A 17,375-nucleotide genomic window follows, 5' to 3' on the forward strand; every position below is an offset into this window, starting at 1 on the left:
TCCGAGTTGGAGCACTCGGCCGAGGTCGAACCTCGGCGTACCGGGTTCGTGAACGGTGAAAAGCGACTTCGACGATTTCAACGCTTGTGAACGGATGGAACGTACCCATGGTTTAACGGAGCTTCGTTACGTCCATGGAACGATGCAAAACCCCGAATTCGAGGAACTGCAGGAGCGCGCGTCCGAAGCGGTCACTGGAGAGGAACTCAGGTCCGTCTACGTCGGACTCGTTCACCACGGTGGCGAACAGGAGTACTACTTCGGAAACGATGTCGAGGAAAACGGAGCGTTACAGGAGATGACCGCCGTCCAACTGGGGATGTTACTTCGAGTGCTCGCGGACCGTTCCGATGCCACCGCGGCCGAGATAGCGGACGCCGCGGTAGACCACGCCGCTCAAATGCAGCTCCAGTGAACACGGACGGGCGAAGCGCACACTCTACTCGGACGAGTCGGACGGCGGGATGATCTTTCCGGGATTCAGAATACCGTTCGGGTCGAGTGCCTCCTTGATAGCTCTCATCGCGCCGATCGAGGCTTCGCCGTGTTCCAACTCCATGAACTTCCGTTTCCCAACACCGATGCCGTGTTCACCGGTCGCCGTCCCATCGAGCATGATCGCACGTTCGACGAGTTCGGAGTACGCCTCACCGGCACGGGCGGATTCCTTCGGATCGTCGTAGTTCGCCAGTACGAAGTAGTGGAGATTACCGTCCCCGGCGTGACCGAAGCAGGGAATCGGGAAGTCGTACTCCTCGGCGACGGAGACGACTTCGGAGATCATCTCCGGATACCGGCTGATGGGGACCGTCACGTCGCCGGGCGGCCCGATGTCGAGGTCCGGATCGTACTCTTTTGCCGCATAGGTGATGTCCTTGCGGGCTTGCCAGAGTCGCTCCATCTCCTCACCCGAGGCGATTTCCATCCGTTCGAGGTCGTGCGCTTCGAAGACGTTCCGACAGAACTCGATTTCCTCCTCGATGCCGTGATTGGCATGGAACTCGACGAACACCATCGGTCGCTCGGGCAGATCAGTATCCGAGTAATCGTTCGCCAGCATCGCCGTCTTCTCGTCGATCAGTTCGATCTTCGCCACGTCCACTCCCGAAGTCACGGCATCGGAAATCGCCTCGGTGGCGTCGTTCAACGTCGGGAAGATGGCACGACCACCCTTCACCTGCTCGGGCCGACCGGCGAGTTCGAGCGTTGCTCGCGTGATGATTCCCAACGTTCCCTCGCTTCCGATGAGTAGTTCCTTCAGGTTGTACCCGCTGGAGGTTTTGGCCGCCTTGCTTCCGGCCTCGATGACGGACCCGTCCGACAACACCACTTCCAATTCGAGTACCCAATCGGCTATCTCCCCGTATTTGACCGTCTGTTGGCCGGACGCATCGGTGGCGATCATCCCGCCGATCGTGGAAATGGCCCCCGAGGAGGGAAGCGGTGGGAAGAACAGTCCGTATCGTTCGAGAGCTTCGTTGATATCGTCACCGATGACGCCCGCTTCGACGTCGATCTGGAGGTCGTCGGGACGGATCTCCCGAACGGCGTCCATCCGCGTGGTATCGAGGCTGATACCGCCATGAACCGGCGTGGCGTTGTGTTCCAGTCCGGTTCCCGCAGCGTAGGGCGTGACTGGAACCCCGTGCCGGTTCGCCGCCTCGACGACCGAAGCGACGTCCGCGGTCGATTCGGCAAAGACGACGCTGTCCGGTTCAATCTCGTCCTCTTCACGCGTTCCGAAGTCGCCAGCGTGATTACCCCGGTCGGATCGGCTCTGCGAGACGGTTCCATCCAACGCGAGATCCGTAAGAAACGAACAATCGTACGCCATAGGAGAGAGACGGTAGGAGGCGGTATAAACCCCCGACTAAGCGGTAGATCTGGAACTGATGATCTCCACGGGAATCTTACACCAACCCCTCACCTGGAAATCATACGATATCTGCCAAATATTCGCATAGAGTAGGAACTATAGATGCGATATTCTCGGAACTATTAGTATATTTCCCTCGCGGAACGATATTTCGTCCGTACGATATCGGGTACGTACTGCCGACTACCCGTTCAGTAACCGTCGAATATGTCGTTCCGTACCGTGCCGTGCCGTGTTGGTGAGGAATCGGTCGCCAAGCCGTCCCCGCGCAGATTGTTTCGGGACGGGAGTTCGTCACCATTCGTTACTAGAGCGACGAAAAAGATTTTATACGGTCTTCCCGGAATCAGGTACTGTGGGACCAGAAATAACGAAGATAGTGAGTACGGAGTTCGCGTACCCGTTGGAGGACGTCGGTACCGACGAACACGGCTTCAACCTCGTCTACGAACCGGGAGCGACGACGGAACGGAAACTGTTCGCCATCGAGGTCCAGACGGACACCGGCATCTCGGGTGAGTACATCGGCGGGAACTCCCCGGGGGCCGCACAGTACAACACCGTCGCCGACTATCTCGTCGGCAAGAACCCGCTCGAACGGGAAAAACATTGGAGCGAGGTCAAGCGTGCACTGCGGAAGTACGATCGGATGGGTATCGGACCCATCGACATCGCGCTGTGGGACTTCGCGGGCAAGTACTACGACGCCCCGATTCACGAACTCCTCGGGACGTACCGCGAACGCATTCCGGCCTACGCTTCCACCTACCACGGCGACGAGAACGGGGGCCTCGACTCCCCCGAAGCGTTCGCCGATTTCGCCGAGGAGTGCCGGGAACGCGGGTTCCCTGGCTACAAGATTCACGGTTGGGGCGGCGGCGACATCTCCCGCGACCTCGACCGCGAAATCGACGCGGTTCACGCGGTTGGCGAGCGCGTCGGCGACGAGATGGACCTGATGCACGACCCGGCCTGCGAACTCGAAACGTTCGGTGACGCGCTCAAACTCGGCCGCGCGCTCGACGAGGAGGGGTTCTTCTGGTACGAGGACCCCTTCCGCGACGGTGGCATCTCACAGCACGCACACCGAAAGCTCCGACAGTCGCTCGATACCCCGATACTCCAGACGGAACACGTTCGCGGCCTCGAACCAGCGGCCGACTTCGTCGCGAACGAGGCGACCGACTTCGTCCGCGCCGACCCCGAGTACGACGGCGGCATCACGGGGGCGATGAAGCGCGCCCATATGGCCGAGAGCTTCGGACTCGACGTGGAGTTTCACGCACCCGGTCCGGCACAGCGACACTGCATCGCCGCGACGCGGAACTCGAACTACTACGAGATGGCGCTCGTCCATCCGAAATGCCAGAACACCCAACCGCCGGTGTATCTGGGCGAGTACTCCGACATGATAGACGCCGTCGATGACGACGGCACGGTTCCGGTTCCGGACGGCCCCGGACTCGGCGTGGAGTACGATTGGGACTACGTCGAATCGAACGCCACCGGAAGCGTGCACGTGTACGAATAAAACGCCTCCTCGATTTCCTTTTCATCGTTCATCGACGGGTGATAGTATATCGCTGCCAGGAGAATGGTTATTAGGACATCTCCACAAGGTCCGTGCATGCCAACGGAATCGACTACAGCGTTCGAATCGTCGCTCCGGAACCTCGACGTTCCGTGTACGGTGACGACCGTCGATGATTTCCCCGACGCGCTGGGCGAAGTCATCGAACGGCCCGCCGTCGGCGTTGATCTGGATATCGACGACGTCTCGCTCGACGACGCCGACGTGACGCGCTCACCCTCGACGGGACAACTAGCGGATGCAAAAACGGGTGTCACGCCCGCCGCACTCGGCGTGGCGGCCCACGGGAGCGTGGTGCTCCAATCGACGCCCGACGGGACCGAACCGGTGAGCCTCTATCCCCCTCGCCACGTCGCCGTGGTCCGCGAGAGCGACATCGTCCCCGATGTCCGCGACGCCCTCGATTGGCTCGACGGCGAGTTCGAGGACGGTCGGCGTTCCGCCGTGTTCGCCACCGGCGTCAGCGCTACCGGCGACATGGGCGCGCTCGTGGAGGGCGTGCACGGCCCGGCCGAAGTCCGCGTCATCGTCGTGGAGGGTCGCTAGATGAGCGGCGAACTTCGGCGGGAGAAAGCGGCCAAAATCCGGCATCTGTTGGAGACGGAAGGGGCGAGCGTTCAGGAGAACACGACGCATTTCAACGAGGGTCGATACGACGCCGTCGAGGAGTTCGCCGGGTACGAGGGGGTTCGCGAGGAAGCCCGCGCCATCAAGGAGGACGCCATCGACCGGCTTCCGGAACTGATCGAGACCCTCCGCGAATCCGTCGAGGAGAACGGCGGCCACCTGTACGTCGCGGACGACGCGGCGGACGCGAACGCCTACATCCGAGACGTGGTCGGCGAGGCCGACGCCGATTCCGTCGTGAAGAGCAAGTCCATGACGACGGAGGAACTCGAAGTCAACGACGCACTGGAAGCGGACGACGTCGACGTCTGGGAGACGGACCTCGGCGAGTTCGTCGTCCAGATAGCCGATGAAGCGCCCTCCCATCTCATCGGACCGTCGTTCCACCGGACGACCGACGACGTCGCCGACCTCTTCAACGAGTACTTCGACCCGGACGAACCGTTCGAGACGGCCGAACAGTTGACCGACTTCGCCCGGGACTACCTCGGGGAGCGAATTCGCGACGCCGACGTCGGCATGACGGGCGCGAACTTCGTGCTGGCCGACTCGGGAACCATCACGCTCGTCACCAACGAGGGGAACGCCAGAAAGTGTGCCGTCACGCCCGACACCCACGTCGCCGTCACCGGCGTCGAGAAGGTCATTCCGTCGCTTGCCGAACTCGGGCCGTTCGTCGAACTCATCGCCCGGTCGGCCACGGGACAGGACATCGCCCAGTACGTCTCGCTGTTCAGTCCGCCGACCGACTCGCCCACGCTGGACTTCGAGCACCCCGACGAACCGGGATTCGGAAGCCAGCGTGAACGCGATTTCCACCTCGTGCTCATCGACAACGGTCGCATGGCGATGCGCGAGGACGACCAACTCCGCGAGACGCTGTACTGCATCCGATGCGGTGCCTGTGCCAACTCCTGTGCGAACTTCCAGCACGTCGGCGGCCACGCCTTCGGCGGCGAGACGTACACCGGCGGCATCGCGACGGGGTGGGAAACCGGCGTCCACGGCATCGAGAGCGCCGCCGAGTTCAACGACCTCTGTACCGGTTGCTCGCGCTGTGTCAACGCCTGCCCGGTGAAGATAGACATCCCGTGGATAAACACCGTCGTCCGCGACAGGCTCAATCACGAGCACGACTCCTCGGAGTTCGACTTCCTCGTCGAGGGACTGACGCCCGACGAGGAACCCGCGGGCCTCGACCTGCAGAAACGCGCGTTCGGCAACTTCGAGACGTTGGCCAAGGTGGCGAGCAAGACGGCACCCGTTTCGAACCGACTGCTCGACTCCTCGCCCGTCAAGGCCGCGATGGGTCGAATCGCGGGTATCGACCGGCGACGCGACTTGCCGACCTTCCGGGGCGAGTCGCTCGTCGAGTGGTTCGCGGCGCGAGGCGGCAGTCACGTCCGCGACGCCGACCGAACCGCCGTCCTCTACCCCGACGTGTACACGAACTACGTCCTCGTGGAGCGCGGGAAGGCGGCGGTTTCGCTGCTCGAATCGCTCGGCGTCGAAGTCGTCGTGCCGGACGTCCCCGGAAGCGGCCGCGCTCCGCTCTCGCAGGGGATGATAGACACGGCCGCGTCGAAGTCCCGCCGCGTGTTCGACGGACTCCGTCGCCACATCGACCGGGACCGCGATGTCGTCGTCATCGAACCCAGCGACCTCGCGATGTTCAGGCGGGAGTACGAGAAACTGCTTCCCGCCCACGCGTACGAAACGCTCTCCGAGAACAGCTACGAGGTTCTCGAATACGTTTTCGGCCTGCTGGAGAACGGCGCAGACGCGGACGTCCTCGCGCGTTCCGACTCCAAACTCGCCTATCACAGCCACTGCCAGCAACGAACCTTGGGCCTCGACGTGTACACCGAAGCGGTCTTCGAACGACTCGGGTACGACGTCGTCACCTCGGACGTGGAGTGCTGTGGCATGGCCGGGAGTTTCGGCTACAAATCGGAGTACTACGAGTTGAGCATGGACGTCGGGGAGACGCTCCGCGACCAGTTCGAGGACGAAACCGACCGAACCATCGTCGCCTCCGGTACCTCCTGTACGGAACAACTCGCCGACCTCCTGACCGCCGACGTTCGACACCCAGTCGAGATTCTCGCGGGTTCCCTCCGATAGCGACCTGGGAGACGGGGTTCGCCGTTTCGTCTTCGATACCGTCGAACGGTGTCGTTCCTGTATTTTCACCGAATAATGGGGTAAAAGCTATTGCGGACTCCGAACAACGAAGTAGCCGTATGTCAACATCGTTTCGAGGGTACCGACGGGACGACGGGCGAGTCGGCGTCCGCAACTACGTCGCCCTCATCCCGACCTCCGTGGCGGCCAGCCCCGTCGCCCGTCGAATCGCGTCCGAAGCGGGTGAGTGGGCGCGGGCGACGCCCCATCAGATGGGAACGACACAGCCGAGACCGGCGCGCGAACAGACCGAGCGCGTCCTCGCCGGTATCGGTCGGAACCCGAACGTCGGCGCGGCGCTGGTTCTCGAACTCGGAACCGAGGACATCGACGCCGAATCGCTCGCGGACGACATCGCCGCGTCCGGCAAGCCGGTCGAAACGCTCTCGATTCGCGCCTGTGGAGGAACGAAGCGCGCGCTCGAAGACGGACGGCGTCTCGTGGAGTCCCTCCACGAAGGCATCGCGGACGCGCGACGGGAGGAGGCAGACGTGTCGGAACTGATCTTCGGTGCGGAGTGCGGCGGCAGCGACGCGACGAGCGGAATCGCGGCCAATCCGGCGGTCGGGAACGCCGCGGACCGAATCGTCGAGGCCGGTGGCACGGTCAGTTTCAGCGAGACGCCGGAGTTCATCGGCGCCGAGCACGTCCTCGCCGATAGATGTGCGGACGAGGACGTCCGCCAGCGACTCCTCGAACGCGTCGAAGCGCGCGAGGGGCAGGCGAAACTGATGGGCGTGGATCTCCGGGGCGCACAGCCCACGCCGGGCAATCAGGAGGGCGGACTGACGACCATCGAGGAGAAGAGCCTCGGGGCCATCGCCAAGGGCGGAACCACGCCCGTCAGGGGACTCGTCGATTACGCCGAGCAGTTGCCGGTGGGCGGCGGCCTCGTCCTCATGGACACGCCCGGATACGACGTCGAAAGCGTCGTCGCGAAGGTCGCCGGGGGTGCACAGATCGTCGCGTTCACTACCGGTCGGGGATCGACGACCGGAAACCCCATCGCGCCGGTCATCAAAGTCACCGGCAATCCCAACACGTGGGAGCGGATGCGGAACAACATGGACGTGAACGCCTCGACAATCGTGCAGGGCGAGGAAATCGACGCCGTCGGCGAGCGGTTGTTCGAGACCGTTCGGGCCGTCGCGGACGGACGCCGAACCGAAGCGGAACGCCGTCAACTGGAGGAGTTCGCCATCAACGAGATTCAGCCGAACGAACTCGTGGAGGAAGCATGAAGGGCGACGTCATCGAGGACGTCGCCCTCGTCATGGACCGCCGGGACACCGTCGCGACGGCGCTCGCGGATCTCGATGCCGGGAGAACGCTCGCTGACGACGGGCGGGAGGTGACGCTCGCGGACGAAATCCCGTTCGGACACAAGTTCGCGCTCGAATCCATCGACCGCGGCGACGAGGTGTACAAGTACGGAGCCGTCATCGGTCGCGCTACCGCCGAGGTTCCCTCCGGAACGTGGGTTCACACGCACAACTGCGAAAGCACGCGGGGGCGGGGGGACCAGCAGGAGGACGACCGATGACGACCTCCATCGACGGCTACGAACGACCCGACGGCACCGTCGGAATCCGGAACCACGTGCTCGTCGTCCCGTCGGTCATCTGTTCCCAAATCGTCGCCGAACGAATCGCGGACGAACTCCCCTACGCTCGTGCGACGCCGCACGACCACGGTTGCGCGCAACTCGGTGCGGACAACGAGCAGACGGCGCGGACGCTCGTGGGTATCGGAACGAACCCGAACGTGGCAGGGGTCGTCGTCGTCGGCCTCGGCTGCGAGGAGGTGCAGAGCGACGACGTCGCCGATTCGCTCGCCGAACGAGGCGCTCCCGTCCGCGAACTGTCGATTCAGGACGTCGGCGGCACCGAAGCCTGTGTTCGGCGCGGTATCGAACTGGCCCGCGAGCTCTGGATGCAAGCGGACACGCAGGAACGAGCGATTTCGCTCGGGGACCTGACCGTCGGCGTCGTTTCGAGCGACTTGCGCGAGAGCACGCGCGAGGTCGCTGCACCACTCGTCGGCGACGCGGTCGATGAACTACTGGAAGCGGGCGCGCGGGTCGTCGTCGCGGGTACCGAGCGCGTACTCGCGCATCCGGACGACGCACGCGCGCGAACGACGTCGGATGCGGCGGCTCAACTCGACGAGTTGCTTTCCCGCCATCGAAGCCAACCGCCGCGAGCGACGCGCGTCGGGATGCGGGCCGCATCGCTCGATTTCGATGACGGCACCCGCGAGTGGGGTTCGTCGAACGTCGAGGAGGTCATCGAGTACGGGTCGCCATCGTCCCTCGATTCCGGTCTCGCCCTCCTGGATGCTCCATCCCGGTTCGAGGAGGCGGCGACCGGTCTGGTCGCTGCCGGTGCCGGACTCATCGTCCATCTCACGGCCGACGGGATTCCCGCGGGCCATCCGACCGCTCCCGTGCTCAAGGTTTCCGGGGAGCGCTCCACGGTCGGTGCGCTCGCGGACGATATCGACGTGGACGCGACGGCGGCGACGGCCAACGACCTGTGCTCCTCGATTCGCGCCGTCGCCGATGGGCGACCCTGTGCCGTCGATGAACACGGTCTGACCGAGTTTGCGATAACCCGAGTCGGCCCCTCGATGTAACTATGCGATTCACGGCCCTCCTATCGACGCGGTTCGGTCAGCGTTCGATTTCTCGCGGTGAAGGCTCCGCGCCTGGACGGTGGCCGGGATGAACGGGGACGACCGCCGAACCGTCGCCGTCGCGTCGTTCGCGCACGGATTGGTGCACACGTACGAACTGACCATTCCGCTCCTCATCCCGCTCTGGATGTCCACGTTCTCCGCGGATGCGGCGACGATAGGGGTCGTCGTCACCGTCGGATACGGCCTCTTCGGCGTCGGAGCGCTCCCGAGTGGCATCCTCGCCGACCGCTACGACACGCGAACACTCATCGCTGCCAGTGCAGTCGGGATGGGGGCCGGGTTCGGCCTCTTGGCGTTCGCACCGAACCTCCTCGTCCTCACGGTCGGCCTGCTGTTGTGGGGCGGTGCGGCGAGTATCTACCATCCGACCGGCCTCTCGTTGCTCAGCCGCACCGTCTCGGAGCGCGGGCGCGGCCTCGCGGTCCACGGCGTCGCCGGGAACTTGGGAACCGCGATGGGACCGCTCGCCGTTTCGGTGTTGCTCGCGGACCTGTACTGGCGGTACGTCGCGGCGCTTCTCGTCGTGCCCGGGGTACTGATCGGTGCGCTTACGCTCGTCGTTCACACCGACCCGACCGGTCGAGAGGAAGTGGAGCGGGAGGACGGGTTTCGAACCGACCTTTCGATGGCATCGTTCCTGTCCTCATCGAAGCGACTTTTCGAACGCGGGTTTTACGTCATCTTCCTGCTGGTCGTTCTGGAAGGGTTGTTCTACCGCGGCGTGCTGACGTTCCTGCCGGACGTGTTCGAGACGGCGGCCGGGTCGGGAGCGGTGTTCTCCGGCTTGCTTCGCGACATGTCCGGGTACCTGTACAGCGGGTTGCTCCTCGTCGGCGTGGTCGGCCAGTACGTCGGCGGATGGCTCGTCGATAGGACGGACCCGGTCCGCGGACTGATCCTCGTCTTCCTCTGTTTGGCCGCGGTTTCCACGGCGTTTGCGACCGTCGCCGCGGACGGTTCGTGGAGTCTCGTTCCCCTCTCCGTCCTCCTCGGCGTCTTTCTCTTCGGAGAACAGCCGCTCATGCAGGCGACCGTCGCGGACCACTCTTCGTCCGATACGCGGGGTCTGAGCTACGGTTACACCTACGCAGGCGTCTTCGGAATCGGGGCACTCGGCGCGACGCTCGCCGGATACGTCCTCACGCGAGCGAGCGTCGCCTCGCTCTTCGCGGTACTCGCGACGGTGGCAGTCGCCGCCGCCGTCGTTTCGGCCTATCTCCGAGGGAGGCACGACGGGAGTGCCAACACATCGGTATCTCTTTTTAATAATTAAATTAATATTCCAAAAATATTTATCAACCTCGTGTGGGTACTTTTCTCACGGTAGCAGAGGTTACAACATGACTGCCAAGTCAGCGCAAGAACAGACAGGCATAGAGCGGCCGGTTGAAGAACCAGGACGGTCGAAGGAGCGGTCGATCACGTTCCCGACCCCGCCGAAGGAACTGCAGAAGGGGTCGAGGGACTGGAAGAAGTTGCTCGCCTACTTCGGTCCCGGTGCCATCGTCGCCTCGGTGACGCTCGGTTCCGGTGAAACGTTGTTCGCCCCCCGCGGCGGTGCGATTTTCGGACTTTCGATAATCTGGGCGCTCGTCTGGGCGGGACTCGTCAAGGGTATCATGACCTACTCGGGCGTCCGATACTACACCCTGACCGGCGAACACGTGATGTCGCGATGGGCAAAGCTCCCCGGTCCTCGCGGATGGTTTTCCCTCCTGATGGGCGGAATCGCTATCCTCGCCTTTCCCGCGTGGATCAGCGGACTGTCCAAGATGCTCGGCCAGATAATCGCGTGGATATTCGGCCTCCCGATGACCGATACGGTGTTTGCCTCTATCGGAACGGTTCTGATCGTCGGAACCGCGGGACTCGTACTCATCGGCGGGTACGACTACGTCGAACGCGCACAGATCGCAATCGTGGCGTTCCTCTCGGCGACCATCGCCGTACTCGCCATCGCCGCCCAACCGTCGCTCGGCGGCGTTCTCGGCGGCCTCGTCCCACACATGCCGTCGGGGTACGCGCCGTTCGTCTACGAGAAGTATCCCGACGTCGCAAGTCGCTCCGTTTGGATCGAAGTCGTCACCTACATGGGTGCAGTCGGCGGCGGCATCTACGACTACATCGGCTACGTGGGCTATTCGAAGAAACGAAGTTGGGGCGTCCTTCGCCGTGAGGACTCGGAGGAGATATCCGATTTCGTCCGCGAACTCGCGCCGGGAACGACGGTGCCCTTCGAACTGACCGACGACAACCTCAAGCGGGCCAAATCGTGGTTGCGAGCCCCGCAGGTCGACGTCATCATCTCGTTCACCGCGATAACCTTCTTCACGGCGGCGGCGATGGTGTTGGGAGCACAGAGTCTCCACAAGGCACAACTCATCCCCTCGGGCATCGATCTCTACACGTTTCAGGCGCGGTGGTTCTCGGCCATCAACCCGGGCCTGACCATCCTCTGGAAGATCGGCGTGTTCTTCGCCATCTTCGGGACGCTCTACGCGACGTGGGAGGGGTACACGTGGACGTGGCTGGAGACGGTCAAACCGTTCTCGTCGCGCGCTCGTAACCTGGAACGGGATAACATGACGAAGGCGCGGATCATCACCATGATCTATGCTGGTGGTATCGGTCTGGTTCTCATCTGGTCCGGACTGTCCGCCGTGGCCATCGTCACCCCGGCTTCCATCATCGGCGGCGTGTTCGGGTGTGGCCTCTGGTGCTGGGCGATGCTGTGGGCCGAGCGAACTGCACTTCCGGAGGAACTGCGGAGCGGGTGGGCGCTCACGGTCGGACTGATCATCTCCGGCGTGTTCCTCACCGGTGCGGGCGTCATCTCCATCCTGGAGTACCTCGGGTTCGCCTCGTTCTGAGACGATCCCTTCGGCCTATTCTACTCGGGCAGTTCGTCGAGAACGGCGTCCAGATAGCGAACGATAGTGTTCGCGTGACGACGACGCAGGAAGCAGTATCCGGCGATGACGCCGCCGATGGCCGTCACGGCAATAGTCACCGGAATCGCAGCGAGGGCGAGAATTCCGGAGAGACCCGTCAACGCCCCCCACAGTTTCCGTTTCTTGCGGTACTCCGTTCGCACTTCGTCGATGATCTCGCGTCGTCGCTCGTCCGATACCTCCCCCTCCTCCGGCACGTCGTACCGTTCCGTCAATCCCTCGTTCGGCGACGAACGACCCCCATCGACCCTGACGGCGAAGGAGCGACGGAGGCAGTAGATGCCGACGACGAGCGGAAGGAAGCTTTCGACGAACCCGATTCGGAGATAGGCGAGGATGGTGAGCGAAAAGGCACCGACGGTGAGGGACTCCCAGAACAACTCGGAATCGAGGACCGAGGTCTTCGAGTGCGACATGCTACTACAGATGCCGAGGATCGGAAATCAACGTTTTGGTTACGAATCTATAACTACCAAAATAAACGAATGGATCGTCGGGATTTCATCGCCGAGGACGAATCGGACGCGGTTCGATCTTTATCCTCTCATACTTCGATCCGTCCCGGCCGAACACTTAATATCTCGGGGCGAACCGTTGTATCCATGCAATTCGACTGGATGGTTCAGTGTTACGCCGGTGCGGGCGTCCATCGGGACGCGCCGCTCTACGACGCGCTGGACCGCGACTCGGTGCTCGCCGGGACGGACGCGGCCGTCGAATCCGGCCTCGGTGGCCTGTGGGCACCCGATCACTTCATGCTCGGCCCCAGACGGGAGGAGTTCGAGGTGTGGACGTTGCTGAGCGCGCTCGCCGAGCGAACGGACGACGTCGACCTCGGCCCCCTCGTCGGTTCGATCACGTATCGGAACCCCGCACTGTTGGCGAAGATGGCGACGACGGTGGACCTGCTCTCCGAAGGTCGCCTTCGACTCGGCCTCGGGGCGGGGTGGCACGAGGCGGAACACGCCGCGTACGGTTTCGACTTCCCGGACGTCAACACCCGGATCGACATGCTGGAGGAGACGGTACAGGTCCTCCGGGCGATGTTCACCGAGGACGCCCCGACCTTCCACGGGAACCACTACGACATAGAGGACGCATACAACGAGCCGAAACCCGTGCAGGAGCCGTATCCGCCGCTGGTCGTCGGCGGTGCCGGTCCGCGGATGCTGCGACTCGCCGCGAGGTACGCCGACGAGTGGAACGTCGAAATCAGCGCCCGTGCTCGGGGGAAACCAATCGAATTCAAGGTTCGGAAGTTCGACGAGTACCTGCGAGCGGAAGGGCGCGACCCGGATGACGTGGAGCGCTCGTGGCTCTCCCACGTCCTCGTCCGCGAGGACGAGGACGAACTGCGGGAGTACTGCGACCGCATCTTCCCGCTGCCGTGGGGCGAGGAATCGGACATGGACGACGAGCTATCGGACGCCGAAGACGCCCGCGAAAAGGGTGGCTTCCTCATCGGAACGCCCGCCGAAGTGGCCGACCAAATCGACGCGATTCGCGGCCTCGGGTTCGACAAACTTCAGTTGTTGTTCCTCGATTTCCCGGAAACGACGGGAATGGAACTGTTCGGCGACGAAGTGATCCCGCGGTTTTAGTCCGCGCTGACGAAGTGTTCGAGGGTTCCGACGCCCTCGATTTCGACCTCGACGCAGTCTCCGTCCGCGAGCGGACCGACGCCCGCCGGTGTTCCGGTGATGATGACGTCACCCGGTTCGAGCGTCATGTACGCCGTGATCTCCTCGATTATCTCCGGTACGGTGAAGATGAACTCGGCGCGGGAGGAGTGCTGTTTGACCTCCCCGTTCACCCGCAATTCGACCGTTGCGTCGTCCGGGACTTCCTCTGGCGGCGCGACGACCGGGCCGATGGGGGCCGACCCGTCGAACGCCTTCCCGCGAATCCAGTTCTGTTCGACCATCTGGTCGTCGCGGTTCGAGACGTCGTCGACACAGGTGTACCCCTCGATGACCGAGTCGGCGTCCTCGGCGGCGACGTTTCGGCACTGCTCGCCGATGACGACGCCGAGTTCGGCCTCGTATTCGACCTGTTCTTTCCCCTCGGGGAGCGAAATCGTATCGCCGTGGCCCGCCACCGAGTTCGGCGGTTTCAGGAACAACAGCGGTCGCTCCGGAACCTCCATTCCGGACTCCGCCGCGTGGTCCGCGTAGTTCAGGCCCACACAAACGATCTTGCTCGGTTCGGTCGGCGGGAGGATATCGACCTCGTCCGGGTCGTACGTACTGTCTGCGAAGACGATGCCGTCGTCCGTCCACGAGCCTGTTCGGACGGCACCGGCGGGGTCGCGAAATCTGACGTGAGACATGTACTCACGATTCCGGCGGATGCTCAAAACCCTTGCCGTTGCGGCAGGGTTACGCGTCGAAAAGTTCCGTGAACGTCCGCGCCCTGAGGTAGCGCTGGTCCCGGGGGGAGAGGAATCTGGCTTCCGTGACCCAATCGAGACACTGGTCGTACGTCGCCCAGTCGTCCATCCACGGGTAGTCCGAACCGAGCATCAAGCGGTCCGCGCCGAACCACTCGACGAGGTTTCGAACGTACCCCCAGAGGTCGCGATACGGCCACCCTTCGATGGACGAACGGGGCAACGAACTCACCTTCACGTAGACGTTGTCGAACGCCGCGAGGTCGCGGAAGTCGCTCCACGGTTCCGAATCGGTGGTCGTCGTCCCGTCCGGCCACGCCATGTGGTCCACGACGAACGTGACGTCGGGATGTGCCGCCGCGAGTCGGCCGACGAGTCCGAGTTGCTGTGCTTTCGGGAACACGAACACGCACCCATCGAGCGTCGCCATCTCCTCCCACACCGGCGCGAGCGCGTCGTCGAGGATCCAGTCGCCGGTACGGTCGAGTTCCGTGGGAGCGTCGTCGTACTCCAACGCGGCGTGCATTCGAACGCCGAGCATACCGTCGTGGTCCAGCACCGCCCTGAGACGGTCACGAACGTCGTCTGCGAAGAAGTCAACGAGTCCGACGCCGTGGAGACGGTCCGGATGGGCCGCAATGCATTCGAGGGTGTAATCGTTCGCGCCGCGTTCCCGGCCGTACAGCGGCGTGGTGACGATGACGCTCTCGTCGATGCCGACGCGGTTCATGTCCACGATGAGGTCCTCGTGGGTGTACTCCCCGGACCATCCAGGGGGGAGAACGGATTCGTACCACGGCCGTTGCTCGGAGTCCGCTCCCCACGCGTGGACGTGTGTGTCGATCAGCCGCATCGTTCACCACGACGTGATCCGCACGTCCTTGAGCGGCGTATCGAGCGGCAGGTCCACGTGACTTTCCGTGTAGTCCGAGATGTAGAATCCCACGATGATTTCGAGCGACCGCGTCGCGTCCGTGCCGGGGGAGTGGTTCTCCGCGCCCCCGTTCAGCAGGTCGACGATGTGGTTCGCGGCGTTCGGGAACGCTCGACGATAATCCTCGTCCCACGACCACGCGCCGGACACGCCGGGAATCGGCCGCTCCACGTGGGTTCCGTCTTCGAGGGTCCAGTAGCGCCACTCGCCGTCGTCGTTGTTGATGTACAGTTTCCCCTCCGTGCCGACGAACTGGAGACTCATCGACGATATCTCGCGAGCGACGGTGCAATCGACGGTGGCGAACGTGCCGTCGTCGAGGAGCACGTGGCCGCCGCCGCCGGAGTCGGTCACCTCCCGCGTCCCGCCGAGCGCATCGACGGCGTCGTTCTCCCCGTTGATGTAGCCGCTGACCGTGGCCGCTCTGGCGTCGAGCAGATAGACGAGCAGGTCGAGGACGTGGGTCGAGTTTCGCATCAACTCGCGTCGGAAGGTCGCCGCGATGGACTTCGTCTCCCCGACGATACCTTCCTCGATGGCGCTTCGTAGCTCCTGGACCTTCTCGGTGAACCGGAACGAGTGATTGACGACGAGTTCGGTGTCGGTTTCCTCACAGACTTCGGTCATCGTTTCCGCCTCGGCGACGCTCGCGGCGATGGGTTTCTCACACCAGATGGCGTCCGGGTCCGCGTCGGACTCCGCCGCCGCGACGACGTGGTCACGATGGAGGTACGAGGGCGTGCAGACCGAAACGATGTCCAACTCCTCGTTTTCGAGCATCGCGTCGTGGCCCACATAGCGCCCCCGTTCGGGGATGTCCCACGCTTCCCCGAACCGGTCGAGTTTTTCCTCGTTCACGTCCGCGACCGCGACGAGTTCGACCCCGTCGGTTTCGTTGTACCCTCCCGCGTGGCTCGCTCGAAACTTCTTCCGACCGATATCCGCTTCGTCGTGCATTCCGAGGATTCCCATCCCCGCGATACCACCAGCGCCGATGATACCAGCTCTGTAGACCATACTACTACACGTCCCCCCGTGTACTTGATTGATTTGGTGGTCTAGACGGAACGAACGCCACAGGACGACGAACGAAGCCCGTCTCCCAGAAATCGTGTCGACTTCGATTTCCCCGGTTCTCACCGTTTCCCGTTCGATTTTACTTCGAAGTAGGCTTTCTGGAATTCAGAACGCTCCATCGATGCCGATATGTGTTTTCGTACGGCTACATTCGGAAATTCGTCCGGATTTCGACGGGAAAAACCAACAAACGTTTTCAACCCGTGGCCGGTCGAGTGGCGTTCTTCCGCCGCCCACCCTCCCACGGACACGACCCTAGAGCACCGGTGGTTGAAAGCAGCGAATGGACGGTACTCGTCCTTGTGAGGAAATCCTCACGGCGTCTTCCCCCTTTGGATGGAGAACGGTCATCGAAGTCCCGTTTTCCGTTTCTCCGTTCGGACCCCGAACGGCGGATCTTTCGTCCTGTTCGGCGGTGAATCCGCAACGGTTCGAACTTCCTCCTGATCGATGACCATTCTCCCCGAACACCTCGTTTATTCATCCACGTATGTTTCTGAATTGGAGAACGGTGTGTCGAAGTTCGTTCCCTATCGGTAGCTCCGCCGAGCATCGGCGGAATCCGATTCCGTACGCTCGAACAACCATCCTGTCGGAGCGGGTTTTGCTCGTCCGAAAACGGTTTTACCGCCCGTTCAAACGCTCATCGTTTCGTTGACGAGTCGTCCGATACGGTCGATATCGATGGTTACCTCGTCACCTTCGGTGAGGGTGAACGACTCCGGCGGCACGAGTGCGGTTCCGGTGAGTAGAACCAACGTCTCGGGGAGAACGTTGTGCTGTTTGAGATACGAGACGAGTTCCTCGCAGGTAGTCGCCATCTCGCTCGTCGATGTCGAGTCCTCGTACATGATCTCGCCGTCGCGTTCGATCGTCAGCGACATTTCGAGGTCGTGCGGATCGCCGATCGTTTCCTCGGTTGCGACGCAGGGACCGAGTGAACAACAGCGGTCGTACACCTTCGCCTGCGGGAGATACAGCGGATTATCCCCTTCGATGTCGCGGCTGGAGACGTCGTTGCCGATGGTGTAGCCGACGATTTCCCCGCG

The 17,375-nt window shown here is 63.0% G+C and carries 16 protein-coding genes; 10 read left to right on the forward strand and 6 right to left on the reverse strand.

Going from position 1 to position 17,375, the window contains the following annotated elements:
• Window positions 1–142: 142 nt before the first annotated feature.
• Window positions 143–415 carry a hypothetical protein gene (locus NKF25_RS06920; RefSeq protein WP_253225966.1) on the forward strand — a complete coding sequence of 91 codons (273 nt, stop codon included), beginning with the start codon at window positions 143–145 and terminating at the stop codon, window positions 413–415.
• A 24-nt stretch (window positions 416–439) separates the two neighbouring features.
• On the opposite strand, the gene NKF25_RS06925 is transcribed toward NKF25_RS06920, so the two are convergent.
• Window positions 440–1,834 (reverse strand): FAD-binding oxidoreductase, encoded by a 1,395-nt coding sequence (locus NKF25_RS06925; protein ID WP_253225967.1) that lies wholly within the window; start codon window positions 1,832–1,834, stop codon window positions 440–442.
• Window positions 1,835–2,231: 397 nt separating this feature from the next.
• Between NKF25_RS06925 and NKF25_RS06930 the strand changes: the two genes are divergently transcribed.
• The 8 genes from NKF25_RS06930 to NKF25_RS06965 all read left to right on the forward strand — a co-directional run bounded on the left by NKF25_RS06930 (window position 2,232) and on the right by NKF25_RS06965 (window position 11,845).
• Window positions 2,232–3,407, forward strand: coding sequence for a mandelate racemase family protein (locus tag NKF25_RS06930; RefSeq protein ID WP_253225968.1), 1,176 nt, complete (start codon window positions 2,232–2,234; stop codon window positions 3,405–3,407).
• A 96-nt stretch (window positions 3,408–3,503) separates the two neighbouring features.
• Window positions 3,504–4,013: an LUD domain-containing protein gene (locus tag NKF25_RS06935; protein WP_253225969.1), complete on the forward strand. Its 510-nt coding sequence runs from the start codon at window positions 3,504–3,506 to the stop codon at window positions 4,011–4,013.
• Window positions 4,014–6,218 (forward strand): LUD domain-containing protein, encoded by a 2,205-nt coding sequence (locus NKF25_RS06940; RefSeq protein WP_253225970.1) that lies wholly within the window; start codon window positions 4,014–4,016, stop codon window positions 6,216–6,218.
• Between the two features lie 119 nt (window positions 6,219–6,337).
• Entirely contained in the window at window positions 6,338–7,519 is a 1,182-nt protein-coding gene (locus NKF25_RS06945) for a UxaA family hydrolase (protein ID WP_253225971.1), read from the forward strand.
• The gene (locus tag NKF25_RS06950; RefSeq protein ID WP_253225972.1) at window positions 7,516–7,821 is read left to right on the forward strand and encodes a UxaA family hydrolase; all 306 of its coding nucleotides are present in this window, start codon (window positions 7,516–7,518) and stop codon (window positions 7,819–7,821) included. The genes NKF25_RS06945 and NKF25_RS06950 overlap by 4 nt, the downstream gene beginning before the upstream one ends.
• Window positions 7,818–8,912: a UxaA family hydrolase gene (locus NKF25_RS06955; protein ID WP_253225973.1), complete on the forward strand. Its 1,095-nt coding sequence runs from the start codon at window positions 7,818–7,820 to the stop codon at window positions 8,910–8,912. The genes NKF25_RS06950 and NKF25_RS06955 overlap by 4 nt, the downstream gene beginning before the upstream one ends.
• An 88-nt stretch (window positions 8,913–9,000) precedes the next feature.
• Entirely contained in the window at window positions 9,001–10,248 is a 1,248-nt protein-coding gene (locus NKF25_RS06960; protein ID WP_253225974.1) for an MFS transporter, read from the forward strand.
• 67 nt (window positions 10,249–10,315) lie between these two features.
• Window positions 10,316–11,845: an Nramp family divalent metal transporter gene (locus NKF25_RS06965; protein WP_253225975.1), complete on the forward strand. Its 1,530-nt coding sequence runs from the start codon at window positions 10,316–10,318 to the stop codon at window positions 11,843–11,845.
• A 20-nt stretch (window positions 11,846–11,865) separates the two neighbouring features.
• Here the strand turns inward: NKF25_RS06965 and NKF25_RS06970 are convergent, their stop codons facing one another.
• Window positions 11,866–12,342, reverse strand: a complete 477-nt coding sequence (locus NKF25_RS06970) for a hypothetical protein (RefSeq protein ID WP_253225976.1) — start codon at window positions 12,340–12,342, stop codon at window positions 11,866–11,868.
• Between the two features lie 186 nt (window positions 12,343–12,528).
• On the opposite strand from NKF25_RS06970, the gene NKF25_RS06975 reads away from it, so the two are divergent.
• Entirely contained in the window at window positions 12,529–13,527 is a 999-nt protein-coding gene (locus tag NKF25_RS06975) for an LLM class flavin-dependent oxidoreductase (protein ID WP_253225977.1), read from the forward strand.
• On the opposite strand, the gene NKF25_RS06980 is transcribed toward NKF25_RS06975, so the two are convergent.
• The 4 genes from NKF25_RS06980 to NKF25_RS06995 all read right to left on the reverse strand — a co-directional run.
• Window positions 13,524–14,255 carry a fumarylacetoacetate hydrolase family protein gene (locus tag NKF25_RS06980; protein ID WP_253225978.1) on the reverse strand — a complete coding sequence of 244 codons (732 nt, stop codon included), beginning with the start codon at window positions 14,253–14,255 and terminating at the stop codon, window positions 13,524–13,526. The genes NKF25_RS06975 and NKF25_RS06980 overlap by 4 nt on opposite strands.
• A gap of 49 nt (window positions 14,256–14,304) precedes the next feature.
• Window positions 14,305–15,168, reverse strand: coding sequence for an amidohydrolase family protein (locus NKF25_RS06985; RefSeq protein WP_253225979.1), 864 nt, complete (start codon window positions 15,166–15,168; stop codon window positions 14,305–14,307).
• A gap of 3 nt (window positions 15,169–15,171) precedes the next feature.
• Window positions 15,172–16,266, reverse strand: coding sequence for a Gfo/Idh/MocA family oxidoreductase (locus tag NKF25_RS06990; RefSeq protein ID WP_253225980.1), 1,095 nt, complete (start codon window positions 16,264–16,266; stop codon window positions 15,172–15,174).
• Window positions 16,267–16,961: 695 nt separating this feature from the next.
• Window positions 16,962–17,375 (reverse strand): fumarylacetoacetate hydrolase family protein (locus tag NKF25_RS06995; protein WP_253225981.1); only part of this gene is annotated, 414 nt, incomplete at its 5' end.

Source organism: Haladaptatus sp. AB643 (assembly GCF_024136975.1).
Taxonomy (GTDB): Archaea; Halobacteriota; Halobacteria; order Halobacteriales; family Haladaptataceae; genus Haladaptatus.

Excerpts from the sequence above, each read along its gene's own strand:
- NKF25_RS06920 (WP_253225966.1), top strand. The coding sequence starts at position 143 with ATGCAAAACCCCGAATTCGAGGAACTGCAGGAGCGCGCGTCCGAAGCG.
- NKF25_RS06925 (WP_253225967.1), bottom strand. The coding sequence starts at position 1,834 with ATGGCGTACGATTGTTCGTTTCTTACGGATCTCGCGTTGGATGGAACC.
- NKF25_RS06935 (WP_253225969.1), top strand. The coding sequence starts at position 3,504 with ATGCCAACGGAATCGACTACAGCGTTCGAATCGTCGCTCCGGAACCTC.
- NKF25_RS06940 (WP_253225970.1), top strand. The coding sequence starts at position 4,014 with ATGAGCGGCGAACTTCGGCGGGAGAAAGCGGCCAAAATCCGGCATCTG.
- NKF25_RS06945 (WP_253225971.1), top strand. The coding sequence starts at position 6,338 with ATGTCAACATCGTTTCGAGGGTACCGACGGGACGACGGGCGAGTCGGC.
- NKF25_RS06950 (WP_253225972.1), top strand. The coding sequence starts at position 7,516 with ATGAAGGGCGACGTCATCGAGGACGTCGCCCTCGTCATGGACCGCCGG.
- NKF25_RS06955 (WP_253225973.1), top strand. The coding sequence starts at position 7,818 with ATGACGACCTCCATCGACGGCTACGAACGACCCGACGGCACCGTCGGA.
- NKF25_RS06960 (WP_253225974.1), top strand. The coding sequence starts at position 9,001 with ATGAACGGGGACGACCGCCGAACCGTCGCCGTCGCGTCGTTCGCGCAC.
- NKF25_RS06965 (WP_253225975.1), top strand. The coding sequence starts at position 10,316 with ATGACTGCCAAGTCAGCGCAAGAACAGACAGGCATAGAGCGGCCGGTT.
- NKF25_RS06970 (WP_253225976.1), bottom strand. The coding sequence starts at position 12,342 with ATGTCGCACTCGAAGACCTCGGTCCTCGATTCCGAGTTGTTCTGGGAG.
- NKF25_RS06975 (WP_253225977.1), top strand. The coding sequence starts at position 12,529 with ATGCAATTCGACTGGATGGTTCAGTGTTACGCCGGTGCGGGCGTCCAT.
- NKF25_RS06980 (WP_253225978.1), bottom strand. The coding sequence starts at position 14,255 with ATGTCTCACGTCAGATTTCGCGACCCCGCCGGTGCCGTCCGAACAGGC.
- NKF25_RS06985 (WP_253225979.1), bottom strand. The coding sequence starts at position 15,168 with ATGCGGCTGATCGACACACACGTCCACGCGTGGGGAGCGGACTCCGAG.
- NKF25_RS06990 (WP_253225980.1), bottom strand. The coding sequence starts at position 16,266 with ATGGTCTACAGAGCTGGTATCATCGGCGCTGGTGGTATCGCGGGGATG.